The following is a 12948-nucleotide window of genomic DNA, read 5'->3' as shown; positions in this document are numbered from 1 at the left end:
AAATATTTAGGCGTATGCCGGGCCGGACGCCCGGTCCGGCATCGCGGTAACTACTTGTTTGCTGCTTGCTGCTTCAAAGCGTCAAGACTTAGATCTTGCCAACCAGGTCCAGCGAAGGGGTCAGCGTGGCTGCGCCTTCGGTCCATTTGGCTGGGCAAACCTGGCCTGGATGCTCTGCAACATATTTTGCTGCTTTGACTTTGCGCAGCAGTTCGGTTGCGTCGCGGCCGATGCCGTTGTCATGCACTTCCATCACTTTGATGAAGCCGTCTGGATTGATCACGAAGGTACCGCGCAGTGCCAGACCTTCTTCTTCGATCATGACTTCAAAGTTGCGCGACAGCACGCCGGTTGGGTCGCCGATCAGTGGGTAGTTCACTTTCTTGATCGCGTCCGAGGTGTCATGCCATGCTTTGTGCGCGAAGTGGGTGTCGGTCGACACGCCGTACACTTCCACGCCCAGCTTGGCGAATTCTGGTTGCTGTTCGGCCAGGTCTTCCAGTTCGGTTGGGCAGACGAAGGTGAAGTCGGCTGGGTAGAACATCAGGACCGACCACTTGCCTTTCAGCGACTCTTCGGTCAGATCGATGAATTTGCCAGCATGGTAAGCAGTTGCCTTGAATGGTTTGACTTGAGTATTGATGATCGACATGGTCATTTCCTTTGAGTGGTGAATCAGTAAGACCCTAGTGTAAAGGGTTTCATTCCATATGCAAAATTGATTGTCGCAATAGTTTCAATTGCTTTTACCTATCACGACGCCATGGGAACTCCATCATAAGCAGTTCCCACTGGCTTGAATAGCAATTAGTCGCGCAGTTCTTGCGGCACCTTGCCGCCGTTCTGCGCCAGCTTGGTCATCACCTGGCGGTGCAGCCAGATATTCATGCTGGCCGAGTCATTGGTGTCGCCGCTGAAATGCAGCTCCTGCGCCAGCTCCTTGCGCGCGGCCAGGCTGCTGTCGAGTTGCAGCAGCTTCATCAGGTCGACAATCGAGGTGCGCCAGTTGAGTTTTTCCGGATTCTTGCTGGCCAGATCGGTCAGCACGGCTTCCACGTCAACGGTGGCAACGGGCGCAGCCGCCGGTGCTGGTGCAGCGGGAGCGGCCGGGGCGGTTGGTGCGGCAGGGGCTGCTGGCGCGGTGGTAGGCGCCGGGGTTGCTGGCGTGGCGGCAGCCGAACCATGATGGAAGATCTTGTTATAGATATTGCTGAAAATGCCCATGGATACACCTCATGAAATGGATGGATAGTGTCTGTGCACCAGTTTTGCACAACTGGCGACGCGAAAGCGGAGCCTGGCTCCGGCAAGGCAGTATAAGCCGGCCGGCCGCACAGGCGGCGTACCGCTGACCATGCGCAACTGCGGCTGCACGACAGCATTTTCAAGAGAAAAACGTGGAGAGAAATCCAGACTGGGTGGCCCTGCCGTTGCAGCAGGGCCATGTTCAGGCGATCATGGCGTGGCGGACGCTCAGAATACGACGCCGGCCACCAAAATCACATTGGCATACGGGCTGCACTCGCCGGTGCGCACGATGGCGCGGGCGCGCTTGCTCAGCTGCTTGAATTCTTCATGGCTGAGCTGGCGTGCGTCCGGCAGGCCCAGCGCAGCCACCTGCTGCGCCATGGCCGGATTGTTGGCCTGCAGTTCGCTGGCCACGACATGATGCTCGACCTGCATTTCACTGAGCACCGTCTGCACGGTCTGGATAAAGCCCGGCACGCCATGCGTCAGGGCCAGGTCGATCAGCGGCACGCCAGGCTGCGATGGCAGGCCGGCGTCGCCGATCACCACCATGTCGCCATGGCCCAGCGAAGCCACCAGTTGCGACAGCGCGATATTCAATAAGGGAGTCTTTTTCATGGTCTCAGAACAATTCGTGCAAGTGCGGGATCGACGTCTGTGCGCCGGGCTTGGTCACACTCCAGGCTGCAGCACGCTGGCCCTGGGCAATCGCTTCGGCCTCATCGAGACCCGAAGCCAGACCGGCGACGAAGCCGCCGATAAAGGTGTCGCCGGCGGCGGTGGTATCGACCGCCTGCACCACTTGCGCCGGGAAGTCGAAGTTGCCGCCGTACAGCGCCGCATGCACGCCTTTTGAACCGAGCGTGATGATAACGTTGTCGCTGCCTTGCGCCTGCAGAGCGGCGGCCAGCGCGGTGGCGTCGCTGCTGTCAACGGTGTTGCCCGTCAGCATGGCCGCTTCGATCTCGTTGGGGATCAGGTAGTCGACCAGCGCCAGCGCTTCGGCCGGCACGCTGGCCGCCGGCGCCGGATTCAGTACCACCGTCTTGCCCAGCGAACGGGCCAGCTTGATGGCATGCACCACGGTGGCCATCGGCACTTCCAGCTGCAGCACGACGATATCGGCCTGCTCGATCAGCTCTTTGGCGGCATCGATATGCGCCGGGCTCAGCAGGTCATTGGCGCCGCCAGCCAGCACGATGCTGTTCTGGCCCTGGTCGTCGACCAGGATCGAGGCGATGCCCGAGGCCACGCCCGACATGGTGCTCAGGTGGCTGTCGACAATGCCGTCAGCCACCAGCGCGGCGCGCAGAGTGGCGCCGAACTCATCGTCACCGACGCAGCCAACCATCGCCACCTGCTTGCCGCCGGCGCTAACCTTGCCGCTCATCCGTGCGCAGGCCACGGCTTGATTGGCGCCTTTGCCGCCAGGAATGGTACGGAAGGCGCCGCCCGTCAGGGTTTCGCCGGGAAGCGGCATGCGCGGCACGCGCAAGACCAGGTCCATATTGATACTGCCGATAACCACGATCATGGTGTAGTTCCCGCTAATTGAGATGAAGGTAAAGAAGAAGAGGCCGCCACCCCCGTGCTGCCGCGCACATGCAGTTCCGGCGCCACGCTGCGCTGCTGGCGCGGCAGGGCCGGATCGGCGATGCGCGCCAGCAAACAGGCGGCCGTAATATGGCCCAGCTCGCGCGTATTTTGCGCCACGCTCGACAGCGGCGGATGCACGAAACTGGCCAGGTCGATATCGTCAAAGCCGACCACGGCCAGTTGCCCCGGTACCTGCACGCCCAGCTCGGCGGCGGCGCGCAGCGCGCCAAACGCCATCAGGTCGTTGCAGCAGAACAGGGCGTCGGGCCGCTCGATGGCCGGCAGCGCCAGCAGCACCAGCGCGGCTGCATAGCCGCCGGCGCTGGTAAAGTCGGCATGCCGGCACAGGCCATCGGCCAGCGCGACGCCGGCCTCGCCCATGGCGGCGCGCACGCCATCGATGCGTTCGTTGGAAATGCTCACTTCGCGCGGACCGGCGATGCAGGCAATACGCCGGCGTCCCAGTTCCAGCAGGTGCCGGGCCGCCAGCATGCCGCCGGCGCGATTGTCGACCGCCACCGCATCGAGCGACAGATCATTGGGCGCGCGGTCGAGCAGCACGGCCGGCACATTCATCTTGCGCAGCAGTTCGCCATCGCTGTCGGCCAGTGCCGACAAAATCAGGCCATCGCAGCGCTTGGTCAGCAGCACGTTCAGATAGTCGCGCTGCTTGACCGGATCATCGTCGGAATTGCACAAAATCACGCTGTAGCCAGCCGCATAGCAGCTGTCTTCGATGCCGCGCGCCACTTCCGAAAAATAGGGATTGGTGTTGTTGGGAATGATCAGGCCGATGGTGGCCGTACTGCGGCTCTTGAGCGAGCGCGCCAGTGCGCTGGGCACATAGTGCAGCTCTTCCACCGCCTTGAGCACGGCCTGGCGCGCCTCATCGCTGACGGGGCGCGTCTTGTTGAGCACGTGCGACACGGTGGTAAACGATACCCCGGCCGCCTGCGCTACCTGTTTGATGGTGGCCATGAGCTCGGCACTTGCCTTAAGCGCGTTCGCCGCGGCGGCGATAGGTGTCGAGCACCACGGCAGCGACGATCACCAGGCCGGTCACGATGCGCTTGACCGGCTCGGACACGCCCACTTGCGCCAGGCCCGCTTCCAGCACGGAAATGATCAGCACGCCGATAAAGGTGCTGATGACCGAGCCGCGCCCGCCCATCAGGCTGGTGCCGCCGATCACCACGGCCGCAATCACTTGCAGCTCCATGCCCACGCCGCCGTTCGGGTCGGCCGCTTCCAGGCGCGACACCTGGAACAGCGCGCCCACGCCAGCCAGCAGGCCCATCAGTGCGAACACCAGGATTTTCGACGGCTTGGTATTGATGCCCGACAAACGCACCGCTTCTTCATTGGTGCCGATGCCGATCCAGTGGCGGCCCAGCACGGTGCGCGTCAGCACCAGGTGGCCGATGATCACGATGGCGATCGAGGCGATAAACGCTGGCGACAGGCCCAGCACGATCGGCGAGCTGATGCCTTCCACCGCGCTGCCGATATATTCGGTGCGCGAGTTGGTGACCTGATAGGCCAGGCCGCGCGCCATTTCCAGCACGCCCAGCGACACGATAAACGACGGAATGCGCCAGCCGACGGAAATAAAGCCGGTAATGGCGCCGCAGGTGGCAGCTACCGCCATGCCCAACATGGCCGCGCTCCACACCGGCCAGCCCCAGTGCACCACGGCCAGCGACAGCACCGAGGCGGCCAGCGCCATCACCGAGCCGACCGACAGGTCGATGCCGCCGATAATCAGGATAAAGGTCATGCCGACGGCCATCACCACCAGCGTCGGAATATTGTTCGACAGGGTGCTGAGGGTAGCGAGCGTAAAGAAGTTTTCGCTGGCAAACGAGAACAGCACGCACATGGCCACCAGCGCGCCGATCAGGCCGGCATAGTTTTTCAGATCCGCCAGGCTGCGCTGCAGATACGAAGGAGAAGTTGTAGTCGTCATGGGTGTCTTTCCATCAGGCCGCAGCGGCGGAGTTATCAGTAGAAGAATTGAGATAGCCGGAGAAGGCGGCCGACAGCAGCGCGTCCTGGCTCCAGGCGCCACGCTCGAAGGTGTCGACGATCTTGCCCGCGCTCATTACGGCGATGCGGTCGCAGATCAGCATCAGTTCGCGCAAGTCGCTTGAAACGATCACCAGGCCTTTACCCTGGCGCGCCTGTTCGGCCAGCACCTGGTAGATATCGAACTTGGCGCCGATATCGATGCCGCGGGTCGGCTCGTCAAACAGCATCACAGGGCAATCGCGGTACAGCCAGCGCGCGATCACGACTTTTTGCTGGTTACCGCCGGACAATTCTCCAACAGCCTGCTCGCAGTTGCGCGAACGCACGCCGAGCTGGCCGATATAGTCGTTGGCCACGGCCGCTTCGGCGCCGTGATCCATCCAGCCGGCGCGGTTGACGGTATCGAGCGAGGCCAGCGTGGTATTGATGGCAATCGACTGGCGCAGCAGCAGGCCCTGGCCCTTGCGGTCTTCGGTAATCATGGCAATGCCGGCCTTGACGGCGGCCTGCGGCGAGTTCAGCTTCGCCGGCGTCTGGCTGTCGCCAAGGAAAATCTCGCCGGCGTCAGCCTGGTCGGCGCCAAAGATCAGGCGCAGCAACTCGGTGCGGCCCGAACCGATCAGGCCGGCAATGCCGAGGATTTCACCGGCGCGCAGGTCGAACGAGGTCGGATGAACCACCTCGCCACGCGCCAGGCCGCGCACGCGCAGCAATGGCGCGCCGATGGTGCGGCCGCTGAGGTCAACGGCATCATCGGCCGAGCGGCCCACCATCAGGCTGACCAGGTCGGCCGCGCTATGGCCGGCAATATCGTCGTCGCATACCAGCTGGCCATCGCGCAGCACGGCAATGCGGTCGGACACGCGCTTGAGTTCTTCCAGGCGGTGCGAAATATAAATAATGCAGACGCCTTCGGCTTTCAGGCGTTCAATTTGCAGGAACAGCAGCTCGACCTCGCGATGCGTCAGCATGGCGGTCGGCTCGTCCAGCACCAGCAGGCGGCAGGTGCCGATCAGGTTGCGCGCGATTTCGATCATCTGCTGGTGACCGATACCGAGCTCGCCCACCAGTGTCCACGGGTCCAGGCCGCCCAGGCCGACTTTTTCCATCTGTTCGCGCGCATCACGCTCGAGTTTGCTGCGGTCGATAAAGCCGAAACGTTGCGGCAGGTTTTTCAGGTACAGGTTTTCGGCAATCGACAGGGTCGGAATCAGGTTCAGTTCCTGCATCACCATGCGGATACCGAGCGCCTCGGCCGCGCCGCGCGAAGCTGGCTGGTAAGACTTGCCGTCGAGCAACATGGTGCCGGTGGTCGCCTGCTCCAGGCCACAGATGATCTTTGACAGCGTGCTCTTGCCCGCGCCGTTTTCGCCTGTCAGCGCCATCACCTGGCCGGGGTAGAAACGCAAGGCCACGCCGCCCAGCACGGGGCCGACATAGGATTTGCCGATATTATCGAGCGTTAACAGGGGGGTAGCGGCAGACTGCGCCGGAGGGATCTCGGTGGACATGGGGAAGCTCCGCAATAAAGGACAAACGGAGCCTGCCCGTCGCGCCAGGCGACCGGCAGGCTCCGGCGGGGTTCAAACGATCAGGACTTGGTGCCCTTGGTGACCAGCTCGACTTTGGTCTCGATGGTGCCACCGAGTTCAGCTTGTTTTTTCTTCTCGGCCAGGGCTTTCAGCACGGCTTCGATACCGAACACGGCTTGCTGCGAACCGAACTGGTCGGCAGTTGCCAGCACGCGGCCGTCAGCCAGCATCGGCTTGATGGCGTTGATGTTGTCGTAGCCAACTACTTTCACCTTGCCGGTCTTGCCTGCAGCCTTGATGGCCGATACGGCGCCGATGGCCATATTGTCATTGCCAGCCAGGATGGCGGTGATATTCGGATTGGCGTTCAGCATGGCGGCGGCAACCGTGTTGGCCGGGGCGATTTCCCACTGGCCCGATTGCAGGCTGACCACTTTTGCGCCCACTGCTGCCATCGCGTCCTGGAAGCCCAGGGTGCGTTGCTGTGCGTTATAGGTGGTCGACACGCCTTCGATAATGGCAACCTGGTCGCCCTTCTTGATCTGCTTGCCCACGTAGTCGCCGACCAGCTTGGCGCCCTTGCGGTTGTCCGGGCCGACGAATGGCACGCTGATGCCTTTTTCTTTCAAAGCGGCGGCATCGAGCTTGTTGTCGATATTGACCACCAGGATGCCGGCATCAACGGCTTTTTTCAACACCGGTACCAACGCTTTCGAATCGGCTGGCGCAATCACCAGCGCGTTGACGCGCGAGACGATCATCTGCTCGACCAGCTTGATCTGGCTCGAGGTGTCGGTTTCATCCTTGATGCCGTTCGACAGCAGTTCGTACTTGGCCGCATTGGCTTTCTGGTGGGCCTTGGCGCCGTTTTCCATGGTCAGGAAAAACTCGTTGGCCAGCGACTTCATGACCAGTGCAACTTTTGGCTTGGCAGCCGTTTGCGCCATGGCTGGCACTGCAGGCAGGGCGCATACCAGGGCGGCAGCGGCGATCATTTTGAGGCGAATACGGGAAGTCATGACAGTCTCCAGAATGGGTTGGCAAGCACGTCTGAGCAATGCTTTTTTGAAAATCCTCGATGCGCAAACGTTTGCGCGTAGCGAAGTGTGCCTGAATGCCCTATCCGAGTGCAAGCAAAACTGTATGTGCGGTGCAGCAAAATGGCCGGTTGGTAGGTCGGATTAGGCGCGCAGCGCCGTAATCCGACAACACTGCAGGCGCCAACAATGTTGTCGGATTACGGCCCGAAGGGCCTAATCCGACCTACGACCTCATCCGACGTCATTACCGGCGGCCACGTGCAGGCGCCGCGCCCTTGGCCGCTGGCTTGCCACCGCGACCTACAGGTGCTGCAGCCGGCTTGGCCTTGGTCTTGATGGTCGACAGGATCGACGGACGCACTTTCGATTCGACTGCGGTGGCTTTCGGTGCAGCCGCCGTGCCTCCCAGGGCAATACGGTTCTTGCCCGGTGTGACCTTGAACTTGTCGGGCGTGCCGGCGCCGTGGGTCTGGCGGCTGCGCTCGCCTGCGGCCAGGCCGCCCGATTCGGACGAGGTCCAGGCCGGGATCAGATGCTTGTCGCCATTACCGATCAGGTCGCCACGGCCCATATTGACCAGCGCCTCGCGCAGGATCGGCCAGTTGGCCGGGTCCTGATAGCGCAGGAAGGCCTTGTGGGTGCGGCGGATCTTGCCGCTGCGCGCCGTTTCCACCACTTCCGAGTCTTCCGTCACCTTGCGCAACGGATTCTTGCGCGAGTGATACATGGTGGTGGCCATCGCCATCGGCGTCGGCATAAAGGTCTGCACCTGGTCGAGCTTGAAGTTGTTTTTCTTCAGCCACAGCGCCAGGTTCAGCATGTCCAGGTCGGTGGTGCCCGGGTGGGCGGCGATAAAGTAAGGAATCAGGTACTGCTTCTTGCCCGCTTCGAGCGAGAAGCGGTCGAACATTTCCTTGAATTCATCATAGGCGCCGATGCCCGGCTTCATCATCTTCGACAGCGTGCCCTCTTCCGTATGTTCAGGTGCAATCTTCAGCAGGCCGCCCACGTGATGCGTGACCAGTTCCTTTACATATTCAGGCGAACGCACGGCCAGGTCGTAGCGCAGGCCCGAGCTGATCAATACCTTCTTGATGCCAGGAATCGCGCGTGCCTTGCGGTACAGCGAAATCAACTTGCTGTGGTCGGTACCGAGGTTCACGCAGATCGACGGATAGACGCACGACAGACGGCGGCACGAGGTTTCGATTTCCTTGTCGCGGCACGACAGACGGTACATATTGGCAGTCGGGCCACCCATATCGGAAATGGTGCCGGTAAAGCCCTTGGTCTTGTCGCGGATATGCTCGATCTCGCGCAGGATCGATGGCTCCGAACGGCTCTGGATAATCCGACCTTCATGCTCGGTAATCGAGCAGAAGGTGCAGCCGCCAAAGCAGCCGCGCATGATATTGACGGAGAAACGGATCATTTCCCAGGCCGGAATATGCGCCTTGCCATAGCTTGGATGCGGCGCGCGCGCGTAATTCATGTCGTACACGCCGTCCATTTCATCCATCGCCAGCGGCAGCGGCGGCGGGTTGAGCCACACGTCGCGCTCGCCATGCGCCTGCACCATCGCGCGCGCATTGCCAGGGTTCGACTCCAGATGGAACACGCGCGAAGCATGCGCATACATGACCGGATCGTCCTTGACCACCTCGTAGGCAGGCAGGCGCACCACGGTCTTGTTGTGCTTTTCCTTGGCCATCGCCTGGCGCTCTTCGCGCGTCATGATGCGGATCGGCTTGACCACCTCGGCCGACTTGGCGGCGTTCTCGGTGGCGCAGGCGGTTTTGTCTTCCTGCACCATTTCATACGGGCTGTAATGCGGGTCGATCTTGCCCGGCACATCGACGCGGGTAGAATTGTGCTCGCCCCAGTCGGCGCCCGGCAGCCAGCCCGACGGCACCATAAAGCCGGTACCGCGCAGGTCGCGGATATCCTTGATCGACTCGCCAGCGGCCAGGCGGTGGGTCAAATCGACCAGCGCGCGCTCGGCATTGCCGAAAATCAGCAGGTCAGCCTTGGAGTCCGGCAACACCGAACGGCGCACCTTGTCGGACCAGTAATCATAGTGCGCGATGCGGCGCAGCGAGGCCTCGATACTGCCGATCACGATCGGCACATCCGGATACGCTTCGCGCGCACGCTGCGCATACACGGTCACGGCGCGGTCAGGTCGCTTGTTCGGCTCGCCATTGGCGGTATACGCGTCGTCGGAGCGGATCTTGCGGTCGGCCGTGTACTGGTTGACCATGGAATCCATATTGCCGGCGGTAATGCCGTAGTACAGCCGTGGTTTGCCCAGCACGCGAAACGCATCGGCCGACAGCCAGTCCGGCTGGCTGATAATGCCGACCCGGTAACCTTGCGCTTCGAGCAGGCGGCCGACCAGTGCCATGCCGAAACTCGGATGGTCGATATAGGCGTCGCCGGTAACGAGAATGACGTCGCACTGGTCCCAGCCGAGCGCATCCATCTCGGCGCGCGACATCGGCAGGAAAGGCGCAACAGCAGCGCGGGCAGACCGCTTGGGGACGGTCGCAAATAAATTGGTGGGGGAGTTCATGGCCCGGATTGTACCGGAATTGGCGTATTCAAACCTGACAGCCCGATTTTGACTGTTGGATTTCAGAACAAAAAACGTTTATTTTTCAACCACTTGGGGAGTAGGGTACGACCCGCAGGGCCGGACCCCAACCCTCAAATGCCCATATTGGCGAGAATCTCGCCCAGCTCGCGCAGTGCCGGCTCCAGCTTCGGATGCTTGACAGCAAACTTGGCGGCCAGTTCCTGGCTGCTTTCGGCCAAGCCGTAGGTGGTTGACTCTTCTTCCGGCTCCTGGGCAGCGCGTTTTTGCAGCAACAACTGGATGTCGCCATCGAGTTTTTGCAGCAACAGCTGCAGTTCCGGATCGACGGGACCGCTCGATTCGATTTTCGTTTGCAGTTGTTGCAACGATTCCTTGAGTTTGCTATCCATGTCTCTTCCTGTCAGTCGGTAAATTGCGTGTCCAGGTACAGCTGTTCGACCTTGCTCCTGGCCCACGGGGTCTTGCGCAAGAATTTCAGGCTCGACTTGACGCTGGGGTCGCTGATAAAGCAATTGATATCGATGCGCTTGCCCAAACCATCCCAGCCGTAATGGGCTTGCAACCGTGTCACGATCGCTTCCAGGGTAACGCCATTCAAATCGTGCTGACTCATTGCTCTCTCTCTGCCGCTTGCATCTTTGCTTGTACAGTAACTATCTTACACGCTCGACGCCCCGCTTGCGCTGTATCGTCATGACACGGCGCAAGCGGGAAATCGAGCTTTATTGCGTTTTCAGGCCACGGCGTTCCAGCAGCGGCTCGACGGTCGCATCGCGGCCACGGAAATCGCGGAACAGTTGCAGTGCATCGACGCTGCCGCCGCGCGACAGCAGCTTGGTGCGGAACCAGTCGCCATTCTTGCGCGTCAGGCCGCCGTTTTCCTTGAACCAGTCCACCGATTCAGCATCGAGTTTTTCCGACCACAGGTAGGCGTAATACGCTGCCGAGTAGCCGCCCGAAAAACTGTGCGAGAAATACGTGGTGCGGTATCGCGGCGGCACCGGCGCATAGTCGACGCCCACGTCTTTGAGCGACTGCGCTTCAAAGGCCAGCACGTCGGTTGGCACCTGGCTTGGGGTCAGCTGGTGCCAGCGCTGGTCGAGCAGGGCTGCAGCGATATATTCGGTGGTCATGAAGCCCTGGTTGAATTTCTTCGCTGCCATGACCTTGTCGAGCAGGTCCTGCGGCATCGCCGCGCCGCTCTGATAGTGTTTGGCGTAGTTTTGCAGCACTTCCGGCCACACGGCCCACATCTCATTGACCTGCGATGGATACTCCACGAAGTCGCTCGGCACGGCAGTACCGGCAAAGCGCGGGTATTTCACGTTCGAGAACATGCCGTGCAGCGCATGGCCGAATTCATGGAACATGGTGGTGACTTCATCAAACGTCAGCAAGGTCGGCTGGCCGGCTGGCGGCTTCGGAATATTGAGCTGGTTGGCCACCACCGGATGGGTGCCCATCAGGCTCGACTGCGACACGTATTCGTTCATCCAGGCGCCGCCGTGCTTGTTGCCACGCGCATAGAAGTCGGCGATAAACAGCGCCAGCGGCTTGCCGTTGGCGTCGATCACGTCATACACGCGCACGTCCGGGTTATAGACCGGCAGGTCCTTGCGCTCCTTGAAGCTGATGCCGTACAGCTTGTTGGCGGCATAAAACACGCCATTGTTCAGTACGCTGTTGAGTTCCAGGTAAGGCTTGAGCTGGTTCTCGTCGAAGTTGAAGCGCTGGGCGCGCAGCTTGTCGGTATAGATGGCCCAGTCGGCCGCGCCGACCTGGAAGCCCCCGTTTTCAGCATCCACCACTTTTTGCAGGTCGGCCGCTTCACGGTGAGCATTGGCGACGGCCGGCTTGGCCAGGTCCGACAGCAGGCTGTTGACCGCCGTGGTGGTCTTGGCGGTCTGGTCGGCCAGCGAGTAGGCTGCGTAGTTCGGGTAGCCGAGCAAAGTGGCGCGCTCAGCGCGCAGCTTGGCCAGTTTCAGTACATTGGCGCGGTTGTCGAATTCGCCGCCGTGGCTGCCGCGATTGAGCGACGCGTCCATCAGGCGCTGGCGCGTCTTGCGATCGGTCAATACCGCCAGCGGCGGCTGACCGCTGGTGTTGACCAGCGCAATGACGAACTTGCCATCCAGGCCGCGTTCCTTGGCGGCGGCAGCAGCCGTTTCAATATCGCTGTCGGTCATGCCGGCCAGTTCGGCGCGCGTGTCGACCACCAGACCCTGGGCATTGGTTTCTTTGAGCACGTTTTGCGCAAACGCTGTTTCCAGGCCGGCCTGTTCGGCGTTGTAGGCCTTCAGTTTTTCCTTGTCGGCATCCGACAGCTGCGCGCCGGCGCGCACGAAGTCGGTATGGTAGCGCTCAAGCAGGCGCAACGATTCGGCGTCCAGCTTGAGTTTGTCGCGCTGCTGGAACAAGGTGTCGATGCGGGCAAACAGCTTGGGATTCATGCTGATCGCGTCAGCATGCGCAGCGAGCTTGGGCGACATCTCCACTTCCACCGCTTCGAGCGTCGCGTTGGTATTGGTCGAAGTCATGTTGCTGAAGATGCTTTGTACGCGGTGCAGCAACTGGCCGGTACGCTCCATGGCCACGATGGTGTTCTCGAACGTGGGCGCCTGGCGGTTGTTGGCAATCGCGTTGACTTCGGCCAGCTGGCGCTTCATGCCTTCGGTAAAGGCCGGTGCGTAGTGCGCATCCTTGATCAGGCCGAACTGCGGCATCTGGAATGGCAGCGGGCTGGCTTTGAGCAACGGGTTCTGGGCCGAAACGGCAGCCGCTGGCGCTGCGGTGGCGGCGATGGCGGAAGGTACGGCGTGGGCCAGCATGACGCTGGCGGCGATGACGAGCAGTTGAGGACGGATCATGACATCTTTCAGGAAGCGCGGGGAAGAACCGCGATCGATGT

Annotated in this window: 12 protein-coding genes; all 12 read right to left on the bottom strand. The window is 61.4% G+C overall.

What is annotated here, in order from left to right:
- Positions 1-88: 88 nt before the first annotated feature.
- A complete protein-coding gene (gene ahpC / locus GCM43_RS19415) occupies positions 89-652 on the bottom strand; it encodes an alkyl hydroperoxide reductase subunit C (protein WP_152247342.1) in 564 nt (187 codons plus the stop codon).
- Positions 653-807: 155 nt separating this feature from the next.
- Entirely contained in the window at positions 808-1224 is a 417-nt protein-coding gene (locus tag GCM43_RS19410; protein WP_152247340.1) for a DUF3597 domain-containing protein, read from the bottom strand.
- Between the two features lie 249 nt (positions 1225-1473).
- Complete coding sequence (gene rbsD, locus GCM43_RS19405) at positions 1474-1866, bottom strand: D-ribose pyranase (RefSeq protein ID WP_152247338.1); 393 nt, start codon at positions 1864-1866, stop codon at positions 1474-1476.
- A 4-nt stretch (positions 1867-1870) separates the two neighbouring features.
- A complete protein-coding gene (gene rbsK, locus GCM43_RS19400; RefSeq protein WP_152247336.1) occupies positions 1871-2782 on the bottom strand; it encodes a ribokinase in 912 nt (303 codons plus the stop codon).
- Positions 2779-3822, bottom strand: a complete 1044-nt coding sequence (locus GCM43_RS19395; protein ID WP_152247334.1) for a LacI family DNA-binding transcriptional regulator — start codon at positions 3820-3822, stop codon at positions 2779-2781. Before GCM43_RS19395 ends, rbsK begins: the two co-directional genes overlap by 4 nt.
- 16 nt (positions 3823-3838) lie before the next feature.
- The gene (locus GCM43_RS19390) at positions 3839-4810 is read right to left on the bottom strand and encodes an ABC transporter permease (protein WP_152247332.1); all 972 of its coding nucleotides are present in this window, start codon (positions 4808-4810) and stop codon (positions 3839-3841) included.
- 13 nt (positions 4811-4823) lie between these two features.
- On the bottom strand, positions 4824-6383 hold the full coding sequence (locus tag GCM43_RS19385; protein ID WP_152247330.1) for a sugar ABC transporter ATP-binding protein: 1560 nt from the start codon (positions 6381-6383) through the stop codon (positions 4824-4826).
- An 80-nt stretch (positions 6384-6463) separates the two neighbouring features.
- A complete protein-coding gene (locus GCM43_RS19380) occupies positions 6464-7423 on the bottom strand; it encodes a sugar ABC transporter substrate-binding protein (RefSeq protein WP_152247328.1) in 960 nt (319 codons plus the stop codon).
- Between the two features lie 265 nt (positions 7424-7688).
- On the bottom strand, positions 7689-9941 hold the full coding sequence (locus tag GCM43_RS19375; RefSeq protein ID WP_226929573.1) for a YgiQ family radical SAM protein: 2253 nt from the start codon (positions 9939-9941) through the stop codon (positions 7689-7691).
- A 209-nt stretch (positions 9942-10150) separates the two neighbouring features.
- Complete coding sequence (locus GCM43_RS19370; protein WP_152247324.1) at positions 10151-10429, bottom strand: DUF4404 family protein; 279 nt, start codon at positions 10427-10429, stop codon at positions 10151-10153.
- Positions 10430-10440: 11 nt separating this feature from the next.
- Positions 10441-10653 (bottom strand): VF530 family protein, encoded by a 213-nt coding sequence (locus tag GCM43_RS19365; protein WP_152247322.1) that lies wholly within the window; start codon positions 10651-10653, stop codon positions 10441-10443.
- A gap of 109 nt (positions 10654-10762) precedes the next feature.
- Entirely contained in the window at positions 10763-12907 is a 2145-nt protein-coding gene (locus tag GCM43_RS19360; protein WP_152247320.1) for a M3 family metallopeptidase, read from the bottom strand.
- Positions 12908-12948 lie beyond the last annotated feature (41 nt).

This window comes from Janthinobacterium aquaticum, from assembly GCF_009208565.1.
Taxonomy (GTDB): Bacteria; Pseudomonadota; Gammaproteobacteria; order Burkholderiales; family Burkholderiaceae_D; genus Janthinobacterium.
This window is presented reverse-complemented; position numbering and strand designations above follow the sequence as displayed.